The 26,528-nt window shown below is 63.6% G+C and carries 24 protein-coding genes; 7 read left to right on the top strand and 17 right to left on the bottom strand.

What is annotated here, in order from left to right; translation table 11 throughout:
- Positions 1 to 68 precede the first annotated feature (68 nt).
- From NCS03_RS10805 to NCS03_RS10745, 13 genes are all read right to left on the bottom strand, one after another.
- Positions 69 to 788 carry an amino acid ABC transporter ATP-binding protein gene (locus NCS03_RS10805; RefSeq protein ID WP_008342480.1) on the bottom strand — a complete coding sequence of 240 codons (720 nt, stop codon included), beginning with the start codon at positions 786 to 788 and terminating at the stop codon, positions 69 to 71.
- Entirely contained in the window at positions 775 to 1,425 is a 651-nt protein-coding gene (locus tag NCS03_RS10800; protein WP_008342479.1) for an amino acid ABC transporter permease, read from the bottom strand. The genes NCS03_RS10805 and NCS03_RS10800 overlap by 14 nt, the downstream gene beginning before the upstream one ends.
- The gene (locus NCS03_RS10795) at positions 1,422 to 2,099 is read right to left on the bottom strand and encodes an amino acid ABC transporter permease (RefSeq protein WP_034472752.1); all 678 of its coding nucleotides are present in this window, start codon (positions 2,097 to 2,099) and stop codon (positions 1,422 to 1,424) included. The genes NCS03_RS10800 and NCS03_RS10795 overlap by 4 nt, the downstream gene beginning before the upstream one ends.
- 18 nt (positions 2,100 to 2,117) lie before the next feature.
- Positions 2,118 to 2,906 (bottom strand): transporter substrate-binding domain-containing protein, encoded by a 789-nt coding sequence (locus NCS03_RS10790; RefSeq protein ID WP_250521350.1) that lies wholly within the window; start codon positions 2,904 to 2,906, stop codon positions 2,118 to 2,120.
- 172 nt (positions 2,907 to 3,078) lie between these two features.
- Positions 3,079 to 3,939, bottom strand: coding sequence for an urease accessory protein UreD (locus NCS03_RS10785; protein ID WP_250479390.1), 861 nt, complete (start codon positions 3,937 to 3,939; stop codon positions 3,079 to 3,081).
- Between the two features lie 32 nt (positions 3,940 to 3,971).
- Positions 3,972 to 4,664 carry an urea ABC transporter ATP-binding subunit UrtE gene (urtE, locus tag NCS03_RS10780; protein ID WP_008342470.1) on the bottom strand — a complete coding sequence of 231 codons (693 nt, stop codon included), beginning with the start codon at positions 4,662 to 4,664 and terminating at the stop codon, positions 3,972 to 3,974.
- A 150-nt stretch (positions 4,665 to 4,814) separates the two neighbouring features.
- Positions 4,815 to 5,681, bottom strand: a complete 867-nt coding sequence (gene urtD, locus NCS03_RS10775; RefSeq protein ID WP_008342468.1) for an urea ABC transporter ATP-binding protein UrtD — start codon at positions 5,679 to 5,681, stop codon at positions 4,815 to 4,817.
- Positions 5,678 to 6,871 carry an urea ABC transporter permease subunit UrtC gene (urtC, locus tag NCS03_RS10770; RefSeq protein WP_250496942.1) on the bottom strand — a complete coding sequence of 398 codons (1,194 nt, stop codon included), beginning with the start codon at positions 6,869 to 6,871 and terminating at the stop codon, positions 5,678 to 5,680. Before urtC ends, urtD begins: the two co-directional genes overlap by 4 nt.
- Positions 6,872 to 6,874: 3 nt before the next feature.
- On the bottom strand, positions 6,875 to 8,479 hold the full coding sequence (urtB, locus tag NCS03_RS10765; protein WP_008342464.1) for an urea ABC transporter permease subunit UrtB: 1,605 nt from the start codon (positions 8,477 to 8,479) through the stop codon (positions 6,875 to 6,877).
- Between the two features lie 77 nt (positions 8,480 to 8,556).
- Positions 8,557 to 9,864, bottom strand: a complete 1,308-nt coding sequence (gene urtA / locus NCS03_RS10760) for an urea ABC transporter substrate-binding protein (RefSeq protein ID WP_008342462.1) — start codon at positions 9,862 to 9,864, stop codon at positions 8,557 to 8,559.
- Positions 9,865 to 10,186: 322 nt separating this feature from the next.
- The gene (locus NCS03_RS10755) at positions 10,187 to 11,503 is read right to left on the bottom strand and encodes an MFS transporter (RefSeq protein WP_008342460.1); all 1,317 of its coding nucleotides are present in this window, start codon (positions 11,501 to 11,503) and stop codon (positions 10,187 to 10,189) included.
- Between the two features lie 175 nt (positions 11,504 to 11,678).
- A complete protein-coding gene (locus tag NCS03_RS10750) occupies positions 11,679 to 12,455 on the bottom strand; it encodes an SDR family oxidoreductase (protein ID WP_008342458.1) in 777 nt (258 codons plus the stop codon).
- Between the two features lie 10 nt (positions 12,456 to 12,465).
- Positions 12,466 to 13,905, bottom strand: a complete 1,440-nt coding sequence (locus NCS03_RS10745) for an aldehyde dehydrogenase family protein (protein ID WP_008342457.1) — start codon at positions 13,903 to 13,905, stop codon at positions 12,466 to 12,468.
- 188 nt (positions 13,906 to 14,093) lie between these two features.
- On the opposite strand from NCS03_RS10745, the gene ppa reads away from it, so the two are divergent.
- Positions 14,094 to 14,621 (top strand): inorganic diphosphatase, encoded by a 528-nt coding sequence (ppa, locus tag NCS03_RS10740; protein WP_008342456.1) that lies wholly within the window; start codon positions 14,094 to 14,096, stop codon positions 14,619 to 14,621.
- A 51-nt stretch (positions 14,622 to 14,672) separates the two neighbouring features.
- Here ppa and NCS03_RS10735 read toward each other — a convergent pair whose 3' ends face one another.
- On the bottom strand, positions 14,673 to 14,966 hold the full coding sequence (locus NCS03_RS10735) for a GIY-YIG nuclease family protein (protein ID WP_250529146.1): 294 nt from the start codon (positions 14,964 to 14,966) through the stop codon (positions 14,673 to 14,675).
- Positions 14,967 to 15,132: 166 nt separating this feature from the next.
- Here NCS03_RS10735 and NCS03_RS10730 point away from each other — a divergent pair, with 166 nt between their 5' ends.
- The 5 genes from NCS03_RS10730 (at position 15,133) to NCS03_RS10710 (ending at position 22,348) form a co-directional block, all read left to right on the top strand.
- A complete protein-coding gene (locus NCS03_RS10730; RefSeq protein WP_250529145.1) occupies positions 15,133 to 16,275 on the top strand; it encodes a GNAT family N-acetyltransferase in 1,143 nt (380 codons plus the stop codon).
- 56 nt (positions 16,276 to 16,331) lie between these two features.
- Entirely contained in the window at positions 16,332 to 18,386 is a 2,055-nt protein-coding gene (locus NCS03_RS10725; protein ID WP_250529144.1) for an NAD(+) synthase, read from the top strand.
- A 129-nt stretch (positions 18,387 to 18,515) separates the two neighbouring features.
- Entirely contained in the window at positions 18,516 to 18,854 is a 339-nt protein-coding gene (gene glnK, locus NCS03_RS10720; RefSeq protein WP_008342452.1) for a P-II family nitrogen regulator, read from the top strand.
- 167 nt (positions 18,855 to 19,021) lie between these two features.
- Positions 19,022 to 20,779 (top strand): cation:proton antiporter, encoded by a 1,758-nt coding sequence (locus NCS03_RS10715; protein ID WP_034472734.1) that lies wholly within the window; start codon positions 19,022 to 19,024, stop codon positions 20,777 to 20,779.
- Positions 20,780 to 20,941: 162 nt separating this feature from the next.
- On the top strand, positions 20,942 to 22,348 hold the full coding sequence (locus NCS03_RS10710; protein ID WP_008342450.1) for a gamma-glutamyl-gamma-aminobutyrate hydrolase family protein: 1,407 nt from the start codon (positions 20,942 to 20,944) through the stop codon (positions 22,346 to 22,348).
- Positions 22,349 to 22,435: 87 nt separating this feature from the next.
- On the opposite strand, the gene NCS03_RS10705 is transcribed toward NCS03_RS10710, so the two are convergent.
- From NCS03_RS10705 to NCS03_RS10695, 3 genes are all read right to left on the bottom strand, one after another.
- Positions 22,436 to 23,149: a DUF2968 domain-containing protein gene (locus tag NCS03_RS10705; protein WP_034472732.1), complete on the bottom strand. Its 714-nt coding sequence runs from the start codon at positions 23,147 to 23,149 to the stop codon at positions 22,436 to 22,438.
- Positions 23,150 to 23,200: 51 nt separating this feature from the next.
- Positions 23,201 to 24,220: a hypothetical protein gene (locus NCS03_RS10700; RefSeq protein WP_250457498.1), complete on the bottom strand. Its 1,020-nt coding sequence runs from the start codon at positions 24,218 to 24,220 to the stop codon at positions 23,201 to 23,203.
- 211 nt (positions 24,221 to 24,431) lie between these two features.
- Positions 24,432 to 24,944, bottom strand: a complete 513-nt coding sequence (locus NCS03_RS10695) for a GNAT family N-acetyltransferase (RefSeq protein WP_250435007.1) — start codon at positions 24,942 to 24,944, stop codon at positions 24,432 to 24,434.
- 245 nt (positions 24,945 to 25,189) lie between these two features.
- On the opposite strand from NCS03_RS10695, the gene NCS03_RS10690 reads away from it, so the two are divergent.
- Positions 25,190 to 26,485 (top strand): MFS transporter, encoded by a 1,296-nt coding sequence (locus tag NCS03_RS10690; protein ID WP_250529143.1) that lies wholly within the window; start codon positions 25,190 to 25,192, stop codon positions 26,483 to 26,485.
- The last annotated feature ends 43 nt before the right edge of the window (positions 26,486 to 26,528 follow it).

The raw sequence follows: 26,528 nt of genomic DNA, 5'->3' as shown, positions 1-26,528 counted from the left end.
CTTTGCAATGCTAGCACCGGAATGCCGCGTCTCATGCGCTTTTAAGGGGCTTTCGGTCGGCTTTCGGCTTACTGGATGAAGCGCTGCAACTCCACGGTCGACGGCCGCTCGAAGATGGCGTCCGGCGCGCCCGATTCCCACACGCGCCCCTGATGCATGAACACGACCTTGTCGCTCACCTTGCGCGCGAAGCGCATTTCGTGCGTGACCATGATGAGCGTCATGCCGTCGCGCGCGAGGTCTTCGACGACCGCTAGCACTTCGCCGACGAGTTCGGGATCGAGCGCCGATGTGATCTCATCGCAGAGCAGCACGGTCGGCTTCATCGCAAGTGCGCGCGCGATCGCGACGCGTTGCTGCTGACCGCCCGAAAGCTGATCGGGAAAAGCATCGAACTTGTCGCCGAGACCGACGCGTTCGAGCACGGTATGCGCCGTCGCGCGCGCCTTCGCCCTGTGGATCTTCCTGACGACGGTCTGCGCGAGCATCACGTTTTCGCCCGCGGTGAGATGCGGAAAGAGGTTGTACTGCTGAAACACCATGCCGACTTTCAGCCGCAGCGCGCGCAGGTCGGCATGACGCGCATCGATATGCTCGCCGTCGATTTCGATCGAGCCTTCGTCGATGCTCTCCAGACCGTTGAGCGTGCGCAGCAACGTGCTCTTGCCCGAGCCGCTGCGCCCGATGATCGACACGACTTGTCCGCGCTCGACGGCGAAGTCGATGCCCTTCAGCACCTGATTCGCGCCGAACTGCTTCTGAAGATTGCGGGTTTCAACGAGCGGCATTCCATTTCCTTTCGAGCGTGCGCGCATAGCGCGTCAGCGGATAGCAAAGCAAGAAGTAGATAACGGCGACGAGCCCATACACGAGAAACGGCCGGAAAGTTGCGTTCGAAATCATCGTGCCAGCCTTCGTCAGTTCCGTGAAGCCGATGATCGATACGAGCGCCGTGTCCTTCACCGCCTGCACCGCGAAGCCGACCGTCGGGCCGACCGCGATGCGCGTCGCTTGCGGCAGGATCACGTGACGAAGCTGCTCCATGTAACTCATCGCGAGCGACGACGATGCTTCCCACTGGCCCTTCGGCACCGCTTCGACCGCGCCGCGCCAGATCTCCGCGAGATACGCGCTCGTGAAGAGCGTGAGACCGACGCTCGCCGCGAGCCACGGCGACACGTCGATGCCGAGCAAGGGCAGGCCGAAGAACACGAGGAACAACTGCATGAGAAGCGGCGTGCCCTGAAAGAGCTGGATATAGCCTTTGACGAGCATGCGCAGCACTTGCGATTTCGACACGCGCATGACGAGCAGCACGAAGCCGACGATGCCGCCCAACACGAACGACACGATCGACAGCACGACGGTCCAGCGCGCCGCGAGCAGCAGGTTCTCGAAGATCTGCGCGAGCGTGAATTCGATCATCGCGCGGCGCTCCGGTGATTCATCAGAAAGCGCTTGCCCATGGCGTTCAATGCGGCGCGCAGAGCGAGCGCCATCACGAGATACGCGGCCGTGATGAAGAAGCACGTCTCGAACGCGCGGAAGTTGCGCGACTGGATATAGCTCGCGGCATACGTGAGATCGGGCACCGATATCTGCGAGACGACCGCCGAGCCGAGCATCGTAATGACGATCTGGCTCGTCAATGCGGGGAACACTTTGGCGAGCGCTTGCGGCAACACGACATGACGGAACGTCTCGCCACGCGACATCGCGAGCGATGCCGCCGCTTCGAGATGACCCTTCGGCACGGCGGCGACGCCCGCGCGCACGATCTCGATCGAGTACGCGCCGAGATTGAGCGTCATCGCGAGAATGGCCGCGACGTATTCGCTGAGATGAATGCCGAGCGCGGGCAGGCCGAAGAACACGAAGAACAGTTGCACGATGAACGGCGTGTTGCGGACCGCTTCGACATAGGCGCCGACGATCGCCGCGAGCCACGCATGCCGGCTGTTGCGCGCGGCGGCGCCGAGCACGCCGACCGACACGCCGAGCGCCGTCGAGACGGCGGTCAGCGCGAGCGTGGTCGCCGCGCCGCTCGCGAACATGCCCGCGTACTGCGCTAGATCGGCGAATTGAAGTTCATAGGCCATACGATGCCGCGCTCCCGATCAAAGGGTCGCGGGCAGCGGCTGGTTGAACCACTTCTTCGACATCGTGTCGAGCGTGCCGTCCTTCTTCGCCTGCGCGATGGTGTCGTCCACTTTCGACATCAGGCGCGGCTCGTTCTTGTTCATGCCGACGAAGCACGGCGAATCCTTGATGATGAACTTCGCTTCCGGCCGGCGCGGCGGATTCTTCGACAGGATCGCCGCCGCGACGATGTTGCCCGCCGCGATCAGTTGCACCTGTCCCGAGAGAAAGGCCGAGATGGTCGCGTTGTTGTCCTCGAAGCGCTTGATGGTCGCGTTGGGCGCCATCTGCGAGAGCGCGATCTCTTCGAGCGCGCCGCGCGTGGCGCCGACGGTCTTGCCGGTGAGATCGGCGGGGCTCGTCACCTTGATGTCGGCGGGGCCGAACACGCCTTGGAAGTAGGGCGCGTAAGCCGTCGAGAAGTCGAGCACCTTCTCGCGTTCCGGCGTCTTGCCGAGCGACGAGATCACGAGATCGACCTTGTTGGTCGTCAGATACGGGATGCGGTTCGCGCTGTTGACGGGCACGAGTTCGAGCTTCACGTTCATCGACTTGGCGAGCAGCGCGGCCATGTCGACGTCGTAGCCTTGCGGTTTCATGTCGGCGCCGACCGAGCCGAAGGGCGGATAGTCTTCGGGCACGGCGACGCGCAGCGTGCCGTTCTTCGCGATGGTGTCGAGCGCGTCGGCATGCGCGGCGAGAGGCGCGAGGGAAAGCAGCAGCGCGACGAGTGCGGTGCGCCGCGTGCGGGAAAAAGTCGTGAGCATCGATGATCCTTCGGTCTTGAACGGCCGCGTTGGAATGCGCGGCTCTCGAGCGAAGGCTTAAAGCGAGAGTCGTGCCATCGATGCTTATTTCTTATGCTGTCAGCGTTTGCCGGTTACGCATATATCGCCGCGCACAACGGATGTGCAGACGCGTGCGCTTCGTTGGTGCGTACTAGGTAGTCCACAAACGCAGAGGTCGCGCATCGACGCCATGCACGAGCGGACGAAGACGCGACCAGCAATCGGTGAGTGCGTTTTGCAGCGGTTCCATGGAGCGGCTGATCGCGCGCACGATCAGCACGCCCGGCGCGACGCACGATGCGCCTGCGCGGAGCTCATCGTCGAAGGGAAGATGTGCGGCGAGGGTCTCGGCGAGGGCATCGTCGCATGCGGGGCCGATCGCCCAGAGCGTGCCGTAAGCGGGGAAGCCCGCGAGACCTTGAGCGGAGTCGCGCAGCGGATCGCGCGCATCGAGCAGCGTGCGTTCGAACCAGAGCGTCGAACCATTGCGATGCGCGATACGCGATGTCGCCTTGATTTGCCCTTGCGTCCACTTTTCGCCGGCGGCGGCGCGCCCGAGCAGCATTGCGTCCCAGCCGATCGCGCTCGCGCCTTCATCGAGTGTCAGGTTGAATTCGAGTTCGACGTTCGACGATTCGAACACGATGTTGTTTTGCGGTAGCCAGTCGAGCTTCGCATGCGCGGCGAGATCGATATCGATGCGCTGCGTCGCGAGCTTGCCGTTGGCCTTGTACCACTTGGTCGCGCCGGGCGTCGTGATGACGGCGTGCGTGTCTTGGTGCAGACGAACGTCGATGGAAAGACGATCGCCGCCCGCGACGCCGCCGGGCGGGTGCACGATCACCGAATGACAGATATCGCCTTCGGGATAGAGCGGCCGTTGCAGCCGCAATGGGCCTTCGTGCTTGCGATGAACGCAGACGGTGCGGCCGTGCTGACGGGCGTAGCCGAGTTCGAGCGAGCCGCGCCAGATGTTCGGATCGGCGAGTGTTGCGTGCGATTCGTGGTGCATGAGCGATGCGTTCTTCTAGAGCGGAGCCTCGATCATACGGCGATCAGCTCGCGCACTCCATGCGCGTCCATTTCCGAGCCCGCGCCGCCCGCGACGATTTCGCCGCGGCTCATGACCCAGTATCGATCGGCGAGTTCGCGCGCGAAGTCGTAATACTGCTCGACGAGCAGGACGGTCATGCCCATTTCGTCGACGAGTTGCCGAAGCGTTCGGCCGATATCGCGGATGATCGATGGCTGAATGCCTTCGGTCGGCTCGTCGAGGATGAGCAGTTGCGGCTCGCTCATCAGCGCGCGGCCGATTGCGAGTTGCTGTTGTTGACCGCCGGAGAGATCGCCGCCTCGGCGGTTCTTCATGTCTTTGAGGACGGGGAACAGCGCGTAGATGTGATCGGGAATCTTCGATGGCGCTTTGCGGCTCGCTGCTCCGACGAGCAGGTTTTCTTCGACGGTGAGACGGCCGAAGATGTCGCGGCCTTGCGGCACGTAGGCGAGGCCGTTTGCGACGCGCGCGTGGGTGGGCATCGAGGAGAGCTTGTTGCCGCGCCAGGCGATGGTGCCGCTTTTTGTCGGGACGACACCCATCAGGCAGCGAAGGAGCGTCGTTTTGCCCACGCCGTTGCGGCCTAGCAGGACGGTGAGTTTTCCATCGGGGACGGTGAGTTTCACATCGCGGAGGATGTGGCTGCCGCCATAGTATTGGTTCAGGTTTTCGACTTCTAGCATTTGCTTTGTCTCTTGGTCTGCGCTTGTTTGCTTACGCTTGCGTGGAGTCCTGTGATCGCGTCGGTCTATTAGCACTGCCCCGCACAGGGGCAACGCTAATCGACCACTAAGAAAACAGGCTTCCACGACGACCCACGCCGACATAAAACACTAACGCCCAAGATAAGACTCAATAACGGCCTCGTCCCGTTTGACGTCATCGAGCGTGCCTTCGGCAAGAACACTCCCCTCAGCCATAACAGTAACCTTCCCGCTATCCCCCGAAAGCGCAGCAACAAACTCCATATCATGCTCGACGACCATCATCGAACACGACCCACGCAGCTTGTTGAGCAACTCCGCGAGTTCCATCGTTTCATGATCGGTCATGCCGGCCGCAGGCTCATCGAGCAGCAAGAGAGCAGGCTGCTGCATCAACAACATGCCGATTTCGAGCCGCTGCTTCTGCCCATGCGACAACTCGCCCGCAAGCCGCGTCGCCTGATGCTGAAGGCGAATCAGCTCCAGCGTCTCTTCGATGCGAGCCTGCGCGGCACCATCCAGCCGCGCCCTCAACGATGCGAACCAGCGCTTGTCCGTCTTCATCGCGAGTTCGAGGTTCTCCCACACCGGATGATTCTCGAACACAGTCGGCTTCTGAAACTTGCGCCCGATGCCCGTGCGCGCAATCACCGGCTCCGACATGCGCGTGAGATCGAACGTCTGCCCGAGAAAAACCTTGCCGTCGTCGGGACGCGTCTTGCCGGTGATGACATCCATCATCGTCGTCTTGCCCGCGCCGTTCGGGCCGATCACGCAGCGCAACTCGCCCACATCGATCGACAACGTCAGCTTGTTCAGCGCGCGAAAGCCGTCGAAGCTCACGGTGACGTCCTCGAGATAGAGGATCGTGCCGTGCGATACATCGATCTCGCCGGGCGCGAGCACATGCCCCAGGCCCGACGACACGTTGATGTTCTTGTGGCTCGTCTCCGGAATCGGCGGCAAATCCACGATCAATGCGTTATGTGCAGTCATTCGGCAGCGTCTCCATGCGCCTTCTTGCGGCGCGCGAGATCGATCAGTCCCATGATGCCGTTCGGCAGAAGCAAGGGCACGAGCGTGAAGATGAGGCCGAGGAAAAACAGCCAATACTCCGCGAAATAGGCGGTGAAAAAGCTCTTCGCGCCGTTGACGGCGAACGCGCCGACGATCGGTCCGATCAGCGTGCCGCGTCCGCCGACCGCGACCCAGATCGCCATTTCGATCGAGTTCGCGGGCGACATCTCGCTCGGATTGATGATGCCGACCTGCGGCACATACAACGCGCCCGCGATGCCGCACAACACCGCCGACACCGTCCAGATGAAGAGCTTGTACGCGAGCGGGCTATAGCCGAGGAACATCAGGCGCGCTTCGCCGTCGCGCACGCCGGTGACGACTCGCCCGAGCTTCGACGTGACGATCCATCTCGCCGCGAGAAACGCGAGCACGAGCACCGCGAACGTGATGAGAAAGAGGGCAGTGCGCGTGCCCGGATGCGTGATTGGAAAGCCCGCGATGCGCTTGAAGTCGGTGAAGCCGTTGTTGCCGCCGAAGCCCGTTTCGTTGCGATAGAAAAGCAGCATCGCGGCGAAGGTCATCGCCTGCGTGATGATCGACAGATACACGCCCTTCACGCGCGAGCGGAACGTGAAGAAGCCGAACACCCACGCAAGCACGCCAGGCACGAGGACGACGAGCAACAGCGCATACCAGAGATGTTCCGTGCCCTCCCAGTACCACGGCAGCTTGTGCCAGTCGAGAAACACCATGAAGTCGGGAAGATCGCTTTGATACGTCCCCTCGCGGCCGATCGAGCGCATCAGGTACATGCCCATCGCGTAGCCGCCCAGCGCGAAGAAAAGCGCATGGCCCAAGCTCAGAATGCCGCAATAGCCCCATACGAGGTCGAGCGCGAGCGCGCCGATTGCGTAGCACATGAGCTTGCCGACGAGCGTCATCGCATAAGCCGAGAGATGGAACGTGCTCGTTTCCGGCAGCACGAGCGCGCTGACGGGCACGAAGATGCTCATCGCGATGACGAGCGCGATCAACGCGAGCCAGCCTTTCTTCGGCAAGAGCGCGGCGCGCGGCGGCAGGCCGAGCGCGAAGCCTGCGCGCGCCGCGCCCGGATCGGGTTGCGGCGTGACGTCGAGGTTCGTGCCGACATTGGTCGAGGCGGTCATGTCTCAAGCCTCCGCGCTGCGGCCCTTGAGGGCGAACATGCCCTGCGGACGCTTCTGGATGAACAACACGATGAGCACGAGCACCGCGATCTTCGCGAGCACCGCGCCCCAGAACGGCTCGACCGCCTTGCTGACGAGCCCGAGCCCGAAGCCGCCGATCACCGTGCCCGCGAGCTGGCCGACGCCGCCGAGCACCACCGCCATGAACGAATCGATGATGTAGCTCTGGCCGAGATCGGGCCCTACGTTGCCGATCTGCGAGAGCGCGCAGCCGCCGAGTCCCGCGATGCCCGCACCGAACGCGAACGCGTACGAATCGACACGCGCTGTCTTGACGCCGACGCACGCGGCCATGCGGCGGTTCTGCGTCACCGCGCGCACGAAGAGGCCGAGGCGCGTCTTCGTGAGCACGCCCCACGCGATCGCGACGACGGCGAGCGAGAACGCGAGGATCGTCAGACGGTTGTACGGGAGGATGAGGTTCTGCATCACGGTGACGCCGCCGCTCATCCACGAGGGATTCGTCACCTGCACGTTCTGTGCGCCGAAGAGCGTGCGCGTCGCCTGAATCAGGATCAGGCTGATGCCGAAGGTCGTCAGCAGCGTTTCGAGCGGACGTCCGTAGAGATGCTTCAGCACGAGCCTTTCGAGCACGATGCCGACGAGCCCCGCGGCGATGAACGACGCAGGCACCGCGAAGAGCGGATACCAGTTGAACGCGGCGGGCGCGTAATGCTGCACGAGGTTCTGCACGACATAGGTCGCATAGGCGCCGATCATCAGGAACTCGCCGTGCGCCATGTTGATGACGCCGATCAGCCCATATGTGATCGCAAGCCCGAGCGCCGCGAGCAGCAGCACGCTGCCGAGCGAGAGGCCCGCGAAGATCGTGCCGAAGATTTCGCTGCGGCGCTGAATCGAATCGAGTGCGTAGATGCCTTCCTGAGCCGCGTTGCGTACGCGTTCGTCGGGTTCGTTGAACGTGCCGTCGGCCTTCTTCGCGACGATCGGGCGCAGCAGTTCGTACATGTCGAGGTCATGGCGCGCCGCGACGAGTTGCGCGGCTTCGAGACGCCTGTTCACGTCGGGATCGTGCAGCGCGGTCATCGCCCAGAGCGTGTCGAGGCGCTTCTTTAGTTCGGAATCCTTTTCGATGGCGCGAGCTCGGTCGATCATCGGCTTCATCGATGCGTCCGGGTTCTTCAGCAACGCAGCGATGGCGTCGCGGCGTTTGGCCGTATCGGGCGATGCGAGCTGCAGCCCCGACAACGCGCCCGCGACCTTCGTGCGCAGCAGATTGTTCAGCGTGATCGGCTGCGCATCAGGCGCTTCGGCGGTCTTGCCGGTGATCGCGTCCTTCGTGCCGTCATCGGTCTGAATGTAGACGTGACCGTTATCGGTCGCGACGAGCGAGCCATCGGACAGCGCGCCGAGCACGGCGATGGAAGGCGCATCGGCATTGGCAATGAGCTTGTCGATGGCGGCGGTCTTGGCTTCGAAGTCGTCGCCGGCGAGCGGGGCGAGATCGTCGTTGGTGAGCGCGTGGGCCGCGAGCGACGTCATCGCGAGGATGAGCGCAAAGAGCGCGCGCTTGAGGGAGCCGGTCATGTGGGCCTTTCCGTTAGAACTCGAAAGGCCGCGCGCATCGCATGAAACGCGCGGCCTCGCTGCATCGACGTCACGCGTTACGCGACACGCACACGCTGACGGCGCAGGAACGCGGGAATCGAGCTGACGACATCCGGCTTGCCCTCGTTGCCCGCGATATACGGGCTCCACGGCTGCGCGCGTATGGCGGTCTTCGTCTTCCAGACGACGTTGAACTGACCGTCGCCGCGAATTTCGCCGATCATCACGGGCTTATGCAGATGATGGTTGCCGTCCATCGTCAGCGTGAAGCCGGAAGGCGCGGCGAAGGTCTGACCGACCATCGCGGTGCGGACCTTGTCGACATCGGCGCTCTTCGCCTTTTCGACGGCCTGCTTCCACATGTGGATGCCGACGAAGGTCGCTTCCATCGGATCGTTGGTGACGCGCTTGTCGCCGCCCGGAAGGTTCTGCGCCTTTGCGTACGCAAAGAATTCCTTCTCGAACTTCGAGTTGTTCGGGTTCTTCACCGACATGAAGTAGTTCCATGCGGCAAGATGGCCGACGAGCGGTTTCGTGTCGATGCCGCGCAGTTCCTCTTCGCCGACCGAGAACGCGACGACAGGCACGTCCGTCGCTTTCAGGCCCTGGTTGCCGAGTTCCTTGTAGAACGGTACGTTCGAATCGCCGTTGATCGTAGAGATGACAGTCGTCTTTCCCCCTTGGGCAAAGGTCTTGATGTTCGCGACGATGGTTTGATAGTCGCTATGTCCGAACGGTGTGTAGACCTCCTGAATGTCTGCATCTTTCACGCCCTTGGAGTGAAGGAACGCGCGCAGGATCTTGTTGGTCGTGCGCGGGTACACGTAGTCGGTGCCGAGCAGGAAGAAGCGCTTGGCGCTGCCGCCTTCCGGTCCCATCAGATATTCGACGGCGGGAATCGCCTGCTGATTCGGCGCGGCTCCCGTATAGAACACGTTGCGGGACATCTCTTCGCCTTCGTACTGCACGGGGTAGAAGAGCAGGCCGTTGAGTTCCTCGAACACCGGCAGCACGGACTTGCGCGACACCGAGGTCCAGCAGCCGAACACGACCGCGCACTTGTCCTGCGTGAGAAGCTGACGCGCCTTCTCGGCGAAGAGCGGCCAGTTCGAAGCGGGATCGACGACGACGGGCTGAATCTGCCGGCCCATGACGCCGCCGCTCTTGTTGATATCGGCGATGGTCATGAGTGCCGTGTCTTTCAGCGACGTCTCGGAGATCGCCATCGTGCCCGACAGCGAATGGAGGATGCCGACCTTGATCGGACCGGTATCGGCGGCGTGGGCTTTCGTGATCGGAAGTTGGCCCGCAAGGGCGAGCGCGCCCGACATGGAGCCGAACTTCAGCAGACTGCGTCGTTTCATTTCTGTGTTCCCCTTGCCGATGTGGTTGTTTGAGCAATGACGATTGCTCGGAGCGTTCTGCAAGGGGTATGCCAATTGGGGTCTTTTGCCCTAATGGCGGGGGTTTGCGGGGAATCGCAGGGAAGTTTTACTTCGGGGGATGGGGGTTAGCGGGCGAGGTTTTGGTGCATGCACGGGGGATGTGCATCGTTGCGGTGCGGGTTTCGTTCTTTTCCGCCGGCTCCCGATTACGCGTCGGTCTATTGGGACTGCCCTGCACAAGGGCAGTGCCAACAGACCGACGCGATCACAGGCTTCCGCGAAAAAAAAGCGGAATGCAACCTTACCGATTAACCAACCGCGCCGGCACACTAAGCACAAGCACAGCCCCAAGAACGAGAAAACCCGCGAGCATATACATCCCACTCGAATTAGAAGCAGTGACCTGCTTCAACCACCCCACGAGATAAGGACTCAAAAACCCGGCGAGATTCCCAAGCGAGTTGATCATCGCAATACCCGCAGCCGCCCCGGTGCCGGCAAGAAACGCCGTCGGCAGACTCCAGAACAGCGGCAGCGTCGTGAGAATGCCCATCGTGGCGAGCGTGAGGCCGAGCATCGCGAGCGTCGTGTTGTTGAACCACACCACCGACAGCACCAGCCCGATCGCACCGATCAACGCCGGAATCGCGATATGCCAGCGACGCTCGCCGGAACGATCCGCGCTGCGCGCCGCGTACAGCATGCCGATCACCGCCGCGCCATAAGGAATCGCGGAGAGCAGGCCGACATGCAGCGCATCCTTGATTCCCATCGACTTGATGATCGTCGGCAGCCAGAAGCTCACGCCATACAGTCCCATCACGAACGAGAAGTAGATGATGCTCATCAGCCACACTTTCGGGCTCGACAAGATCTTGCCCAGCGACAGATCTTCCTTCTGGACGTTATCCGCCGCGATGTTGCGTTCGAGCAGTTCGCGTTCTTCCTGCGTGAGCCAAGAAGCCTTCGAGATACGATCGTCGAGCTTCAGGAACACGACGATGCCGACGATGATCGACGGAATGCCTTCGAGCAGCAGCAGCCATTGCCAGCCGTGCCAGCCGTTCTTCATGTGGAACGCATCCATGATCCAGCCGCTGATCGGCCCGCCGATCAGACCCGAAAGCGCGATCGCCGTCATGAACAGCGTCGTGATGCGCCCGCGCCGCTGCGCCGGAAACCAGTACGTCAGATAAAGAATGATGCCGGGGAAGAAGCCCGCTTCCGCCGCGCCGAGCAGAAAGCGCATGACGTAGAACATCGTCGGCGTGGTGATGAACATCGTGAGCGCCGAAATGACGCCCCACGTGATCATGATCCGCGCGATCCACACGCGCGCGCCGACGCGATGCAAGATGATGTTCGACGGAATCTCGAAGATGAAGTAGCCGAAGAAGAAAATGCCCGCGCCGAAGCCGTACACGGCATCCGACAGTTGCAAATCGGCGGCCATCTGCAGCTTGGCGAAGCCGACGTTCACGCGGTCGAGATACGCCACCACATAACAGATCAGCAGAAGCGGCGCGAGACGCCAGACGACCTTTCGGTAAGTGGCCTCCTCGAACGCGGAAGGCGTGCCCGCGCCGGGGCGCGGCATGGGTTTGGCGGTGCTGGCCATGATGCTTGTCTCCAATATTTTTTGTGTGCGCCAGGCGAGCGGACGGGCCCGCTCGCGATTACAGGCGCGTAAGGATTCTAGCCCGTCGGCCGCACCGCAAAACGCCCGTTTCTGCTAGGGAAAGCACCGATGCCCGCACTCGCCGCACGCGGCGCGCGGCGTGCGCGGGCAAGCGTCAGACGCAGCGTCCGCCGTCCACTTCGAGCGCGACGCCGGTGATGAACTCCGCATCGTCGGATGCGAGATAAAGCGCCGCGTTGGCGATGTCCTGAGGCGTCGAAAGCCGGCCGAGCGGTATCGTCGCGAGAAACTTGCGGCGGTTCTCGGGCGTGTCCTCCATGCCCATGAACTCGGAGAGCAGGGCGGTCTCGCCCATCACCGGATTGATGCAGTTCACGCGGATGCGGTCCGCGCCCAGTTCGACCGCGAGCGCCTTGCTCGCGATGATGACCGCCGCCTTGCTGCCGTTGTACCAGACGAGTCCCGGACGCGGCCGCACGCCCGCCGTCGACGCGATATTGATGAACGCGCCGCCGCCCCGTTCGCGAAAGTACGGCACGAACTGCTCGACGCTCCAATAGATGCTCTTCACGTTCACCGCGTAGACGCGGTCGAATTCGGCCTCGGTGACGTCGAGAACGGGCTTGTTACGGTGCGTCGTGCCCGCGTTGTTGACGACGACCTGCACGCTGCCGAAGTCCCCGATCGCGGCATCGAAGAGCGTTTGCCAGTCGGCGCGCTTCGTCACATCGCCTTGAACGGCGATCGCGCGGCCGTGCTTCACCTCCGGCGACGATGCGAGCGCGATCTCGCTCGCGACGCGCTCGGCGGCCGGCCCGTTCAGATCGTTGACGACGACGTTCGCGCCCTCACGCGCGAACGTCTTCGCGATGCCTTCGCCGAATCCCGAGCCGCCGCCCGTCACGATGACGGTTTTGCCCTGCAGTCGCATGCGTGTCTCCTTATCCGTGTTTGATGGCGATGGTCTTGAGCGTCGTGAAGCCGTACAGCGCCTCGAAGCCTTTCTCGCGTCCGTGTCCCGAATGCTTGACGCCGCCGAACGGCAATTCGATGCCGCCGCCCGCGCCGTAGTTGTTGATGAACACCTGTCCGGAACGCACGCGGCGCGCGAGCCGCATCTGACGCGCGCCGTCGCGGGTCCAGATGCCGGCGACGAGCCCGTAGTCGGTGCCGTTGGCGAGTCGCAGCGCGTCGGCTTCGTCGTCGAAGGGCATCGCGGCGAGCACCGGGCCGAACACTTCCTCGCGCGCGAGACGATGCGTCGGCGGGACGTCGCGCAACAGCGTCGGCGCCTGATAGAAGCCCGCTTCGGGCGCATCGCCGACGACTTCGCCGTGCGCGGCCATCGGAATGCCGTCGTGCTGCGCATCGGACAGAAAATCCCACACGCGCTGCTGCTGCTTCGCGCTGATGAGCGGGCCGCAGTCGAGATCGAGCTTGCTCGGACCGACCTTCAGCGCCGCGAACGCCTCCGAGAGACGATCCAGCAAGGGTTCGTACGCCGCGCGCTCGATCAGCACGCGGCTGCCCGCCGAGCACGTCTGTCCGGCGTTCTGCACGATCGCGGCGACGAGCACGGGGAGAGCGGCGTCGAAATCGGCATCGGCGAATACGATTTGCGGCGACTTGCCGCCGAGTTCCAGCGTGACGGGGACGTGATTGTCGGCGGCCATCTTGGTGACGGCCGCGCCCGTCGCGGGCGAGCCGGTGAACGAGATGTGATCGATGCCCGGATGCCGCGCGAGCGCCGCGCCCGCTTCGTGACCGTATCCGGTGACGATATTGAGCGCGCCATCCGGCAGGCCGGCTTCCGCCGCCAGTTCCGCGATGCGCAACAGCGACAGGCACGCGTCCTCCGCCGGCTTCACGACGCACGCGTTGCCCGTGGCGAGCGCCGCGCCGACGCTGCGCCCGAAAATCTGCAGCGGATAGTTCCACGGCACGATATGCCCGGTCACGCCGTGCGGCTCGCGGATCGTGAGCACGGTGTAGCCGTGCTGATAGGGCAGGGTTTCGCCGTGGAGCTTGTCGGCGGCGCCCGCGTAAAACTCGAAATAGCGCGCGATGCCGGTGGCGTCGGCGCGTGCCTGCTTCAGTGGCTTGCCGGTGTCGCGCGCCTCGACCTGCGCGATCTCCTCGTGGCACGCGCCGATCAGCATCGACAGGCGCGCGAGGATGCGCCCGCGTTCCGCCGCGCTCGTCGCGCCCCAGCCGCCGTCGAAGGCCGCGCGGGCGGCGGCGACCGCGCGGTCGATGTCCGCCGCGGTGCCCCGCGCGATCTGCGCGAAGACCTGGCCATCGGACGGATCGACGACCGGAATCGTCTCGTTGCCCGATGCCGCGATCCAGCGGTTATCGATGAAATGCTTCGCGTCTTCCATGCATGTCTCCTGAAATCGGATGTTCTGGAGCCGGAAACCGATTATCGCGCCAACCGGGAACGCGCGTCGGGCGTGCGGGGTCGATTGGCTATAATGGCGAAATCACGCGCAGACAAGCGCGACGGGCCGCAAGACACCGTCCGCCCGTGCGATTCCATCTCCGATCTCAACTTCTCCAGAGAGCGCTCATGAGCTTCAACAACGTACCTCCCGGCAAAGATCTCCCGCACGATTTCAACGTCATCATCGAAATTCCCGCGCAGAGCGATCCGGTCAAATACGAAGCGGACAAGGACATGGGCCTGCTCGTCGTCGACCGTTTCGTCGGCACCGGCATGCGCTATCCGGCGAACTACGGCTTCATTCCGCAGACGCTCTCCGGCGACGGCGACCCGGTCGACGTGCTCGTCATCACGCCGTATCCGCTGCTGGCGGGCTCGGTCGTGCGTGCGCGCGCGGTCGGCATGCTGCAGATGACCGATGAATCGGGCGTGGACGCGAAGCTCGTCGCGGTGGCGCACGACAAGGTCTGCCCGATGACGGCGAACATCAAGTCGATCGACGACGTGCCCGAGTATCTGAAAGACCAGATCAAGCACTTCTTCGAGAACTACAAGGCGCTCGAAAAGGGCAAGTGGGTGAAGGTCGAAGGCTGGGCCGGCATCGACGCCGCGCACAAGGAAATCTCGGAAGGCGTCGCAAACTACAAGAAGTAAACGCGTTCTCCGACAAAACGCCGCCGCGTGTCACCCACGCGGCGGCGTTTTTTATTCTTCTTCGCTTGCTTCGGCCTGAGGCAACAACGACTCCAGCGTCCTTTCCCCCGCAATCAACGCGCGCTTCTGCTGCGCGGTCAGTTGCTTGACGCGATATTCCGCGCGCAGCGCCTCCGATTTCCCCGCCAGTTCGAACGACGCCAGCACGCGCACCGGCTTTCGCGCCCGCGTGTAGCGCGCGCCCTTGCCGCTCGCGTGCGCGGTGAAGCGCGCCTCGACGTCCGTCGCGATGCCCGTGTAGAGGCTGCCGTCGGCGCATTCGATCAGGTACAGAAACCAGGGCATGGGAGAACGATGAAAGATTTGCCGCGCATTATCGCCGAAAGCACCGCGCCGGGGCGTTTTGTCCGCATCGGCGCGCCGCTGCGACTTGCGCGAGAATAGCCGCTTTCGGGCGCGCTCTGCGATGGTTCGGGGCGTGCTCGTCGGTCAATCACAGCGAGGTAGCCTGTTGAATCGCGAGGTCGAAATTCATGTGGTCGATGCGCTCGCCGACATCGCCGCCGACGACTGGAACCGGCTCGCCGGCGAAAACCCGTTCGTGCGTCACGCGTTTCTCTCGGCGTTACAGGAGACGGAGTGCGCCGTCAAGCGCACCGGCTGGCGCGCGCATCATCTGATACTGAAGCGTGGCGGCGAATTTGCCGGCGCGATGCCGCTCTACATCAAGTCGCATTCGCGCGGCGAATACGTGTTCGATCACGCCTGGGCCGATGCCTTCGAGCGCCACGGTCTGCGCTACTACCCGAAGGCGCTGTCGGCGGTGCCGTTTTCGCCGGTCACGGGCCCGCGCCTCATCGCCGCGCATCACGAGGATCGCGTGCTGCTCGCGCGCGGCGCGATCGAATTGACGCGGCGACTCGAACTGTCGTCGCTGCACGTGCTGTTTCCGCACGCGCAGGATGTCGAGGCGCTCACCGACGCGGGCTACATGCTGCGCGAAGGCGTGCAGTTCCACTGGGAGAATCTGCCCGGCGATGGCTACGCGAGCTTCGACGCCTTCCTCGCGACGATGAGCCACGACAAGCGCAAGAAAGTGAAGCAGGATCGCCGGCGCGTGGCGGATGCGGGCGTCACGTACAAGTGGCTGCGCGGTGGCGAAATCGACGATGCCGCGCTCGACTTCTTCTACGACTGTTACGACAACACGTATCGCGAGCACTGGAACGCGCCGTATCTGACGCGCGAGTTCTTCGGCCGCATTCACGCCGATGCGCCCGACAGCATGCTGCTCGTCATCGCCGAAGTGGACGGCGAGCGCCTCGCGTGCGCGCTCAACATGATCGGCGGCAACACGATGTACGGCCGCTATTGGGGCACGCGGGAGTTCGTCTCCGGGCTGCACTTCGAGACGTGCTACATGCAGGGCATCGCGTATTGCATCGAACATAGGCTCGCGCGTTTCGAGGGCGGCGCGCAGGGTGTGCACAAGATGTCGCGCGGACTGTTGCCGACGCCGACATGGTCCGCGCACTGGATCGCGGATCGGCGTTTCGCGCACGCGATCGCCGAATTTCTCGATGCCGAAACGCAGGCGATGGATCAGCACATCGAGGAACTCGAAGCGCACACGCCGTTCAGGAAGAAAACCTGAGATGCGATAATCGATTCGACCCCCTTCGCTGCAACTCGCGCACATCCATGTCAGCCATGAGCAGAAATTTCTTCAACCTGTACAGCCACGATTTCGCGCGCGTCGCGGTCGGCGTTCCGTCCTGCAAGGTCGCCGATCCCGCGTTCAACGCGGCGCAGACGATCGAACTCGCGAAAGAAGCCGCCGCGCACGGCGCGGTGCTCGTCGCGTTTCCCGAGCTCGGGGTGTCCGCGTATACGTGCGACGATCTCTTCCATCAGCGCGCCTTGCTCGACGCGTGCGAAGACGCGCTGCAAAGCATTCTCGACGCATCGAAGCAACTCGATATCGCGATGATCGTCGGCGCGCCGGTGCGCGCCGAGCACAAGCTCTTCAACTGCGCGATCGTCATCGCTGGCGGCTTCATTCGCGGCGTCGTGCCGAAGAGCTATCTTCCGAACTACGGCGAGTTCTACGAGGCGCGCCAGTTCAGTCCCGCCGATGCCGCCGCCGAAAACACGGTCACGCTATGCGGTCAGGACGTGCCGTTCGGCGCGTCGCTGCTGTTTCAGATCGAGGATCTTCCGCTCTTCCGGTTTCACGTCGAGATTTGCGAGGACGTTTGGGTGCCGATTCCGCCGTCGTCGTTCGCGGCGCTCGCGGGCGCGACCGTGCTCGTGAATCTGTCGGCGTCGAATATCGTCGTGGGCAAGTCGGCTTATCGGCATCAGCTCGTCGGGCAGCAGTCTGCGCGTTGCGTCGCGGCGTATCTGTACACATCGGCGGGCAATGGCGAATCGTCCACCGATCTCGCCTGGGACGGGCAAGGCCTCATCTACGAAAACGGCGAGCTGCTGGCGGAGTCCGAGCGCTTCTCGGACAAGTCGCACCTCATTTACGCCGATATCGATCTCGAACGCCTCTCGCGCGAACGCATGCGGCAAACCACGTTCGGCCGCTCGACGCATCGCCACGCCGGCGAAGTCGCGCAATTCGACGTGATCGCATTTCCGCTATCGATTCCCGACGATGAAAAGCTGCCGCTCGAACGCCGGGTCGCGCGCTTTCCGTACGTGCCCGCCGATGCCGCGCGCCGCGACGAACGATGCAACGAGGTCTACAACATTCAGGTGCAGGCGTTGCTGCAACGGCTGCAATCGTCGGGGATGTCGAAGGTGGTCATCGGCATATCGGGCGGGCTGGACTCGACGCATGCACTGCTCGTGTGCGCGAAAGCGATGGACCGCCTGGGTCTGCCGCGCTCGAACATCCTCGCCTATACGATGCCCGGCTTCGCCACCAGCGACCGCACGCTCAAGCAGGCGCGCGAGCTGATGGAAGTCGTCGGCTGCACGGCGAGCGAGATCGACATTCGCCCGAGCTGCGTGCAGATGCTCGCCGACATCGGCCATCCGCACAGCACGGGCGCCGAACAATACGACATCACGTACGAGAACGTGCAGGCGGGCGAACGCACGAGCCATCTGTTCCGGCTTGCGAACTTCAACCATGCGATCGTCATCGGCACGGGCGATCTGAGCGAGCTCGCACTTGGTTGGTGCACCTACGGAGTGGGCGATCACATGTCCCACTACAACGTGAACGCGAGCGTCCCGAAGACGCTGATCACGCATCTGGTGCGCTGGGTTGCCGAGTCGGGACAGATCGGCGGAAGCGGAACCGATGTGCTCGAAAACATCCTCTCCACCGATATCAGCCCGGAACTCATCCCCGGCAAGACGAGCGGCGTGGTGGAGCAGAAGACGGAGAGCGTCATCGGCCCGTACGAATTGCAGGACTTCAATCTGTACTACACGTTGCGCTTCGGCTTTGCACCAACGAAGGTCGCGTTTCTCGCGTTGCATGCATGGCGCGATCGCGATGCGGGCGCGTGGCCGGAAGGCCCGACCGTTACGCGGAATCAATACGACATCGGCGCGATCCGCAAAAATCTGCGCATCTTCCTGGATCGGTTCTTCCGCACGAGTCAGTTCAAGCGCTCATGCGTGCCGAACGCGCCGAAGGTCGGCTCGGGCGGCTCGCTTTCGCCGCGCGGCGACTGGCGCGCGCCGAGCGACGGCCAGGCGACGGTGTGGCTCGCGGACCTCGAACGCGTGCCGACGAAGGAGTGATATCCGACGTCCTCGCGAATATACGGACCGCCTGCTCGATGAAACGCGGCTAGAATCGAAAACATCTGTCCCGCGCGGGACACGACCTTTTTTCGAACCCATTGAATCGATCTTTACGCGAGGCACGCCATGAAACGCATCACCGCCATCATCAAACCGTTCAAGCTCGACGAAGTTCGCGAAGCGCTGGCCGAAGTGGGCCTGACCGGTCTCACGGTCACGGAAGTGAAGGGCTTCGGCCGTCAGAAGGGGCATACCGAGCTTTATCGTGGTGCAGAGTATGTCGTCGACTTCCTGCCGAAGGTGAAGATCGAAGTCGTCGTCGCGAACGATCAAACCGATCAGGTCATCGACGCGATCATCGGCGCCGCGCGCACGGGCAAGATCGGCGACGGCAAGATCTTCGTCGCCGATGTCGAGCGCGTGATCCGCATTCGCACCGGCGAGGAAAACGAAGCGGCAGTCTGAGCGCCGTTGTTCTTTCGTTTTCATCGAGGCCCGCCATTTGCGCGGGCCTTTTCTTTGCGCTTGCACCAGCGCGATGCGCGTCCAAAAGATCGCTTGCCGGAGGGCAGGAATCCGCGTCCGTGCGGTAACATCGGCTATCCCATTATCATTTTGTAAGGAAATAGTTGATGCATCACGCGATCGGCTTCATTCAGGATCTCGCAGTGATCATGGCCATCGCGGGCGTGGTGACGGTGCTCTTTCACCGTCTGCGGCAGCCGGTCGTGCTGGGTTATATCGCGGCGGGCGTGATCATCGGGCCGTACACGCCGCCGTTCAATCTGATCCACGACGAAGCGACCATCCAGACGCTCGGCGAACTCGGCGTCGTCTTCCTGATGTTTTCGCTCGGGCTCGAATTCAGCTTGCGCAAGCTCTTCAAGGTCGGCGCGACCGCCTTCGTCGCCGCGCTTTCGGAAATCGTGCTGATGATCTGGGTCGGCTACGAGATCGGGCGATGGTTCGGCTGGAGCTCGATGGACTCGCTCTTTCTCGGCGCGATGCTCGCGATCTCGTCGACAACCATCATCGTGAAGGCGCTTTCCGAACTCGGCATGAAGGGCGAGCACTTCGCGCAGATCGTGTTCGGCATTCTGATCGTCGAAGACATACTCGCGATCGCGATGCTCGTGCTGCTCTCCGGCATCGCGCAGACGGGGTCCGTAAGCGCTGGCGTCGCGGTCGTCACGCTCGGCAAGCTGCTGCTTTTCATGACGGTGTCGCTGGTCGTCGGCATTCTCACGGTGCCGCGCGCGCTCAACTACGTCGCGAAGGCGAAGAGCGACGAGATGCTGCTCGTCACCGTGCTCGGCTTCTGCTTCGGCTTCTGCCTGCTCGTCGTGAAGCTCGATTATTCGATCGCGCTCGGCGCGTTTCTCATCGGCGCGATCATGGCGGAGTCGCGGCATCTCGCGCGCATCGAGCATCTGATCGCGCCGGTGCGCGACATGTTCTCGGCGATCTTCTTCGTCACCATCGGTTTGCTGCTGAACCCGACGGTGCTCGTCGACTACGCGTGGCCGATCGCCGTCATCACGATTGCCGTCGTGCTCGGCAAGATCGTGTCGTGCGGGCTCGGCGCGTTTCTCGCCGGCAAGGACGGCCGCACGTCGATGCGCGTCGGCATGAGCGTCTCGCAGATCGGCGAGTTCTCGTTCATCATCGCGTCGCTCGGCCTGTCGCTGAAGGTCACGAGCAGCTTTCTCTATCCGATCGCGGTGGCCGTGTCCGCGCTCACGACGCTCTTCACGCCGTATCTGATCCGCGCCGCCGATCCGCTCACGATGCGCCTTTCCCGCGCGATGCCCGCGCCGCTCGCGCATACCTTCGGCCTGTATTCGCAGTGGCTCGCGAGCCTGACGCCCGCGTCCGGCGGCCCGACGCTTTTCTCGATGACGCGGCGCATCGTCATGCAGATCGCGGTGAATCTCGCGCTCGTCGCGGCGATTTTTCTCGGCGCGTCGTATGCGGCGCCGTTCGCGTCGGGCTATCTCGCGCGCTGGCTCGACACCGATAACGCGCAGCGCGTCGTGCTGTGGGGCGCCGCGTTGGTGATCGCGCTGCCGTTTCTCGTCGCGGTGTATCGCAAGCTCGAATCGCTCGCGCTGCTGCTCGCCGAAGTGAGCGTGCAGCCCGCGAAAGCGGGGCGCTTCACGAGCGCGATCCGTTCGGCGATTTCCGGGCTCATTCCGATCGTCGCGATGTTCGGCGTCTTCCTGCTCGTCGCGGCACTGTCGGGCGGGATCCTGCCGCCGTTCGGGTTGATGGTCGGCGTGCTCGTGTGCGTCGCGCTGTTGCTGACGGTGTTGTGGCGCTGGTGCGTGAAAATCCACGCGACGATGCAGATCGCCTTGCGCGAGACCTTCGAGGAGCCGCGCGACCATTGAGGGTTTTCGTCACGGGATAGCCCCGACAGCGGCCCGCACCGGGTTCCCGCGATAATGTGAGCCAATGTGACCAAATGTGTGCTGGTTTGCCCCGTGCAGGTCTCAGGCGGATAATCGGGGTTTGTCCACTCTCCTTATGGCGTTCGAGCGCCTGAATCAGGAATGAGCGATAACAAAACGTCCAACGACGCAAGCAGCACCGATGCCCGCCGCAGCGGCGCCGATTCACAAGCCGCCCCGCGCAGCGCGAACCCGACGGCCTCGCCCGAAGCCGCCGCCGCGGCCTCGGCGCCCGGTCCGCAGGCGAGCGCGACCGAACGGGCATCGACGGATGCGCCTTCGAGCGCGTCGAACGTCGAGCCGGCCGACACGGCGCAAGCCCGCCGCGACGACGCGCTGCAGGACGCTCGCGAGGCGCGCGCATCGGCGGCTAGCGCGACCGCCGCGCAGGAAGCCGCGGTGCGCGAGAAGCAGCGCGCATCGGCGAAACCGCGTGCGAGCCTCGCCGAAAACTTCGAGGCCGCGACCGATGCGGAAGCCGCCAGCACCGCGAACGCGCAATCCGCGTCATCCGATTCCCCGACTGGCCGCGCCACCGTTCTGCCGCCCGAATTCACCGAGGCGCCGGACTTCGGCAAGCTCAATCCGCCGCCGCTGCCCGCCACCGAGCAGACGTCCGCGCAGCCTCAACCCGCGTATCTCAAGCAATCCGATTCGGCGTGGTCCGTCTTTGGCCGCGTGATCGCGGCGCGCGCGCGGCAGATTTTCGATCGCGCGGGACAGCGCATGACTCAGCGCACGTTGCGCATCGGCGTGTCGGCGCGGATCTTTCATCCGGAGCCGGGCGCGAAAGGGTTGCGCGGCAAGACGCTGCAATATCTCGAGGAATCCATCGCGCATTGGGTGATGTCGCGCGACGTGCTCGTGTTCATGATTCCGACGGTCGGCAATCAGGGCATGCTGCACACGAGCAATATCCGTCTGCGCGACTACGCGAAGCATCTCGACGGCCTGCTGCTGCAAGGCGGCGCGGACGTCTCGCCGCAGTCGTACGAAGAAGCGACGACGCGTCCCGAATGGCCGGGCGACCGCGTGCGCGATATGTACGAACTGGAGTTGCTGCATGAGTTCGTCGAGTCGGGCAAGCCGGTGCTCGGCGTGTGCCGCGGCTGTCAGCTCATCAACGTGGCGTTCGGCGGCACGCTTTACGGCGACATCGCCACCGATGTGCCCACGGCCGGCATCCACGTCAACGAGCAGTACGACCAGCATAGGCATTCGATCCGCTTCCCCGAAGGCTCCACGCTCGTCAACATGTTCCCCAACCAGCGCGAGGCGATCGTCAACTCGATCCACCATCAGGCGGTGAAGACGATCGGGCGCGATCTGAACATCGAGGCGGTGTCGGCCTCCGATGGGATCATCGAGGCGGTGCGCTACCGGAAGGCGCCGTTTGTCGTCGGCGTGCAGTGGCATCCGGAGTTTCATCGCGCGGGCGGCGCGGAACTGCTCGATTGCACGCCGCTGCTCGATACGTTTCTGCGCGTCGCGCGCGAAACACGCTTCTGACGCGAGACGCGTTTTCGACGTCGCCAAGCAGGAAGGCCCGCTCGGATCGAGCGGGCCTTCTTCGTTTTCAGATGCGTATCGCGCAGATCAACGCGACGGCGACGCGCTCACCGGCGCGAGTCCGGCTTCCGTCTGCTTTTGAAGCTGCTCGACCTGCAACTGCAGCGTGCGCAGCTTGCGTTCGGCTTCGAGCTTGTCCGTCTGCAGCACGGCCGATTCGGCCTGCAATTGCTGCTGACGTTGCGACACCTGCGAATCCTGCTGCTGCGCGAGTTCGAGATCGGCGGTGAGACGGTTGGCGCGATCCGCCGATTTCGCTATCACGCGATCGAGCAGCGCTTTCTGCGCCTGCAATTGCGCGCGGCGGATTTCGCCATCGGCAAGCTCGAAGCTCTTGCGTGAGAACTGCGCGTAGATCGTTTCCGCGCGGGCCGCGTCCTGTGTCTTCACGACGCGCCACAAGCGCGCGTCCTGCGACAGCGCGACGTAATACAGCATTTCCTGCGCGAGGAAGTAGAGCCGCGCCCCGTAACTGCCGTTGCGCGTGGCGCGCAACTCGGTGAGGCTTCCCGCCTGCACGAGACTCTGCAACTCGGCGATGTTCCCCTCGACGCGCGGCGCGTTCGAGTTGGCGGTCAAGTCGGAGAGGTCTACGGGCGCGGGTTGCGCGGGCTCGCTTGCAGCGGATTTCGCCGCCGTTGCGGGCGCCGCGAACGTGCTGCCGAAAGGCGCAAGGAAACCACACAGGGACAAGGCGAGGGCGAGCGTCGCGTAACGGAGATGATGACGTAGTTGCTTCATGTTGGCGTCGTGGCCGGGAATGGTTGATCGTTCTGATGCGTATTGCGCGCTTCAGCGCGCGCTGTTCGCGGATGCGCGACCGGACGAGGCCGCGTTGCTGTCGAGTGTCGGTGAGTGCTGAAGCATCGCGTAGAGCGTGGCCGGATTCGTCGATTCCGACGCCTTCGACTGGCTCGCGATTGTTGCGGCCGGCGTCGAGCGCGTGCGCCGCGCGGGTCCGTGCTTGGCGGACCGGCTCGCGATTTTTTCGACCCGCGTCGCCCGCGCCGGTCGCGCCGATTCCTGCTTCACGACGCGCGCGTCCGACGCAGGGATGCGGTAAAAGGCCGGCTTCCCTCGCGGCGTCAGTACGGCTCGCACACGACCGCCGTTCTTTTCCGGTCCTGCCGTCGATGCCGCAGGTGACTTCGGATTGTCAGCAGTCACGATTCCTGGCGCGACGGAGTCATTGGCGGTTGCGGCCGGGAGCGAGGCGGGAGGCTCCGCGACCGAAGGCTGCGCGTCCGTCGCGGGTTGATCGGCTGTCGATACGGCGGTCGCCGCGACCGGCGCCGGAGCCGATGCGGGCTCGGCTTGCTGCGTGCGCGTCTCGCTCTGCGCGGCCGGTGCGGCGTCGCGCTTCGAGTCCGACGGATATCCGAGCACGAGCCATACGATGAACACGCCGCAAGCCGCCGCGATCGCAGTCGCGACCGGCGCGCTCAGGCGATAGGTCCGCGCGGTCTTCGGAGCGTTGACCGCCAGTTGGATGGGATCGGTGCGCGAGTCGCTGGCGTTGCTGGGGGCATTCGAGCCTTGCATGAGGCGCAGCATCGCGCGGGGAATGTCCTCTTTGCCGAAGACGCCCCACAGGCTCGTGGCGCGATAGGGCGAACTGGTGTCGGACAGGCTCAGCGCCGGCACATAAGCCGTGGCGAAGCGCGCGGCGAACAGCGCGACTTCAGATGCCGACTGGACAGGTCGCGCGCACGCGGGCGTCCACTCGCAACCGAATTTCAAGGACGGATCCTTCAGCACGCGCAGCGCCGGCAGACGCAGATTGCCTTCCACTACGATCAAGGGTTCGGACATGAAGATTCCACATGCATGCGCCCGGGCGTGGGCAACGCGACAACTCACCCGGACCATCGTGGTGTATGGAGACAGCACCGCGGGTTCGACGCGAGAATCGCCGAAATTTCGACCCGCGATCATACGAAACGGTCACGTCCCCGACGACCAGAAGATTCCTATTGTCGATTTTTGACAGGAATGCTTATTGACCGAGCCGATCCTCGTGTGCTCAGTCGAGCGGATACACGTATCGAAGAGAGAAAAGCGCGACGCCCGCCATGTGATCCGCTTCGCGCGCCGCGAGTTGCCAGCCGCGCGATTCGTAAAAGCCGATCGCCGCGGCGTTCTGTTCGAGCACGGAAAGATACAGTTCCCGCGCCCCGCGCGCGCGTGCCCAGCGCGCCGCTTCCTCGAGCATCGCGGTGCCGGTGCCGAGGCCGCGATGTCCCGGCAGCGCGTGCAGATTGTCGACGAGCACGCTGCCCGCCGCATCCGGCTCGACGAGACAGATGAAGCCGACCGGCTCGCCCTCGTGCTCCGCGATGAACACGGTCGCCGCGCCGGCCGCGACATCCTTCATGCGCGCGATCCAGTGTTCGGCGCGCTCCGCGCTCAGATCGCGATCGAGATACTCGTCCGGCAGGATGCCCCGATACGCCGACGCCCAACTCGACGCGTGCATCGAGGCGATGAGGGCGGTGTCTTCGGCGGTCGCCGTGCGTAGCCTGATATTCGCGTTCATCTTTTGAGGTGCTGTCAGTTAAAAGTTAGGCATACGTAATCGTATTTTAAGCTTTATTTCGGCGATATTGCACGAAGTTGTGTACAGTCGCGAGCGGCGCGGCGTTAAGATTGTCGACGTTGCACTTACAAAAGATGGCACAAGTCGTCCCGTCGTGGCGGCCGGCCGAGCACGGCGACCGTCTACGGTCTTGCGGCCACGCCGAAACCAAAACTGAGTGCGCCCACAGCTCTTTCGAGAAATTCATGTCCACAGCCCACGTAGCACCCGCCAACGAGTCGAAGTTCAAGACGGTGTTTCGCGTCGTCAGCGGAAACTTCCTTGAAATGTATGACTTCATGGTCTACGGCTATTACGCCTCGGCGATCGCCAAAACCTATTTTCCGAGCGGCAACGAATTCGCCTCGCTGATGCTCGCGCTGTCCGTCTTCGGCGCGGGCTTTCTGATGCGGCCGGTCGGCGCCATCGTGCTCGGCGCCTATATCGATCATCACGGCCGGCGCAAAGGCCTGATCCTCACGCTCGGGCTAATGGCCGTCGGGACCGCGTGCGTCGCGCTCGTGCCGGGCTACGCGACCATCGGTGCGCTCGCGCCGGTCATCGTACTAGGCGGGCGGCTGCTGCAAGGATTCTCGGCCGGCGTGGAGCTGGGCGGCGTCTCCGTGTATCTGTCCGAAATCGCGACCAGGGGCAACAAGGGCTTCTATTGTTCGTGGCAGTCGGGCAGCCAGCAGGTCGCCGTCGTGTTCGCCGCCCTGATCGGCGTCATCATGAACCGGCTCCTTCCGCCCGAGCAGATGACCGCGTGGGGCTGGCGCGTGCCGTTTTTGATCGGCTGCCTGATCGTGCCGTTTCTCTTCATCGTGCGGCGCTCGCTGCGTGAAACAGACGAGTTCCTCGCGCGGAAGCATCGTCCGAGCATGGGCGAGATCGCGCGCTCGATCGGGCAGAACTGGGGCGTCGTGCTGGCCGGCATGGGCATGGTCATCATGACGACGGTGTCGTTCTACATGATCACCGCGTACACGCCGACCTTCGGCAAGGAAGTGCTGAAGCTCTCCGCGATCGATGCGCTCGTCGTGACCGTATGCGTCGGCATCTCGAATCTCGTCTGGCTGCCGCTGATGGGCGCGGTCTCGGATCGCATCGGCCGCCGCCCGGTGCTGCTCGTCTTTACGATTCTCACCATTCTGACGTCGTATCCGGTCGTGCAATGGCTCGTCGCGGAGCCGTCGTTCGTGCGTCTGCTGATGTGCGAACTGTGGCTCTCGTTCCTGTACGGCAGCTACAACGGCGCGATGGTGGTGGCGCTGACCGAAGTAATGCCCGTCGATGTACGCACGACCGGCTTCTCGATGGCCTATAGCCTCGCGACGACCATCGGCGGTTTCACGCCCGCGATTTCGACGTATCTGATCCACGCGACCGGCAACAAGGCCGCGCCCGGACTGTGGATGGGACTTGCCGCGGTGTGCGGCCTGATCGCGACGCTCGTGCTGTATCGGTCGCCCGAGGCGCGCAATCAGTACAAGACGGCGTGATCCGGCTGAACAGTCGAAAAAAATCCCCGCGGATGAAGCAGGG

The organism is Caballeronia sp. ATUFL_F1_KS4A, assembly GCF_023630905.1.
GTDB lineage: Bacteria > Pseudomonadota > Gammaproteobacteria > Burkholderiales > Burkholderiaceae > Caballeronia > Caballeronia zhejiangensis.
The sequence above is the reverse complement of the archived record's forward strand: the minus strand, read 5'-3'. Positions and strand labels throughout refer to the sequence as shown.

Excerpts from the sequence above, each read along its gene's own strand:
- NCS03_RS10755 (WP_008342460.1), bottom strand. The coding sequence starts at position 11,503 with ATGGCCAGCACCGCCAAACCCATGCCGCGCCCCGGCGCGGGCACGCCT.
- urtA (WP_008342462.1), bottom strand. The coding sequence starts at position 9,864 with ATGAAACGACGCAGTCTGCTGAAGTTCGGCTCCATGTCGGGCGCGCTC.
- NCS03_RS10785 (WP_250479390.1), bottom strand. The coding sequence starts at position 3,939 with ATGCACCACGAATCGCACGCAACACTCGCCGATCCGAACATCTGGCGC.
- ppa (WP_008342456.1), top strand. The coding sequence starts at position 14,094 with ATGAGCTTCAACAACGTACCTCCCGGCAAAGATCTCCCGCACGATTTC.
- urtE (WP_008342470.1), bottom strand. The coding sequence starts at position 4,664 with ATGCTAGAAGTCGAAAACCTGAACCAATACTATGGCGGCAGCCACATC.
- NCS03_RS10705 (WP_034472732.1), bottom strand. The coding sequence starts at position 23,149 with ATGAAGCAACTACGTCATCATCTCCGTTACGCGACGCTCGCCCTCGCC.
- NCS03_RS10745 (WP_008342457.1), bottom strand. The coding sequence starts at position 13,905 with ATGGAAGACGCGAAGCATTTCATCGATAACCGCTGGATCGCGGCATCG.
- NCS03_RS10795 (WP_034472752.1), bottom strand. The coding sequence starts at position 2,099 with ATGGCCTATGAACTTCAATTCGCCGATCTAGCGCAGTACGCGGGCATG.
- NCS03_RS10800 (WP_008342479.1), bottom strand. The coding sequence starts at position 1,425 with ATGATCGAATTCACGCTCGCGCAGATCTTCGAGAACCTGCTGCTCGCG.
- urtD (WP_008342468.1), bottom strand. The coding sequence starts at position 5,681 with ATGACTGCACATAACGCATTGATCGTGGATTTGCCGCCGATTCCGGAG.
- NCS03_RS10695 (WP_250435007.1), bottom strand. The coding sequence starts at position 24,944 with ATGAACGCGAATATCAGGCTACGCACGGCGACCGCCGAAGACACCGCC.
- NCS03_RS10805 (WP_008342480.1), bottom strand. The coding sequence starts at position 788 with ATGCCGCTCGTTGAAACCCGCAATCTTCAGAAGCAGTTCGGCGCGAAT.
- NCS03_RS10715 (WP_034472734.1), top strand. The coding sequence starts at position 19,022 with ATGCATCACGCGATCGGCTTCATTCAGGATCTCGCAGTGATCATGGCC.
- urtC (WP_250496942.1), bottom strand. The coding sequence starts at position 6,871 with ATGACCGCCTCGACCAATGTCGGCACGAACCTCGACGTCACGCCGCAA.
- NCS03_RS10690 (WP_250529143.1), top strand. The coding sequence starts at position 25,190 with ATGTCCACAGCCCACGTAGCACCCGCCAACGAGTCGAAGTTCAAGACG.
- NCS03_RS10750 (WP_008342458.1), bottom strand. The coding sequence starts at position 12,455 with ATGCGACTGCAGGGCAAAACCGTCATCGTGACGGGCGGCGGCTCGGGA.
- glnK (WP_008342452.1), top strand. The coding sequence starts at position 18,516 with ATGAAACGCATCACCGCCATCATCAAACCGTTCAAGCTCGACGAAGTT.
- NCS03_RS10725 (WP_250529144.1), top strand. The coding sequence starts at position 16,332 with ATGAGCAGAAATTTCTTCAACCTGTACAGCCACGATTTCGCGCGCGTC.
- NCS03_RS10700 (WP_250457498.1), bottom strand. The coding sequence starts at position 24,220 with ATGTCCGAACCCTTGATCGTAGTGGAAGGCAATCTGCGTCTGCCGGCG.
- NCS03_RS10735 (WP_250529146.1), bottom strand. The coding sequence starts at position 14,966 with ATGCCCTGGTTTCTGTACCTGATCGAATGCGCCGACGGCAGCCTCTAC.
- urtB (WP_008342464.1), bottom strand. The coding sequence starts at position 8,479 with ATGACCGGCTCCCTCAAGCGCGCGCTCTTTGCGCTCATCCTCGCGATG.
- NCS03_RS10710 (WP_008342450.1), top strand. The coding sequence starts at position 20,942 with ATGAGCGATAACAAAACGTCCAACGACGCAAGCAGCACCGATGCCCGC.
- NCS03_RS10790 (WP_250521350.1), bottom strand. The coding sequence starts at position 2,906 with ATGCTCACGACTTTTTCCCGCACGCGGCGCACCGCACTCGTCGCGCTG.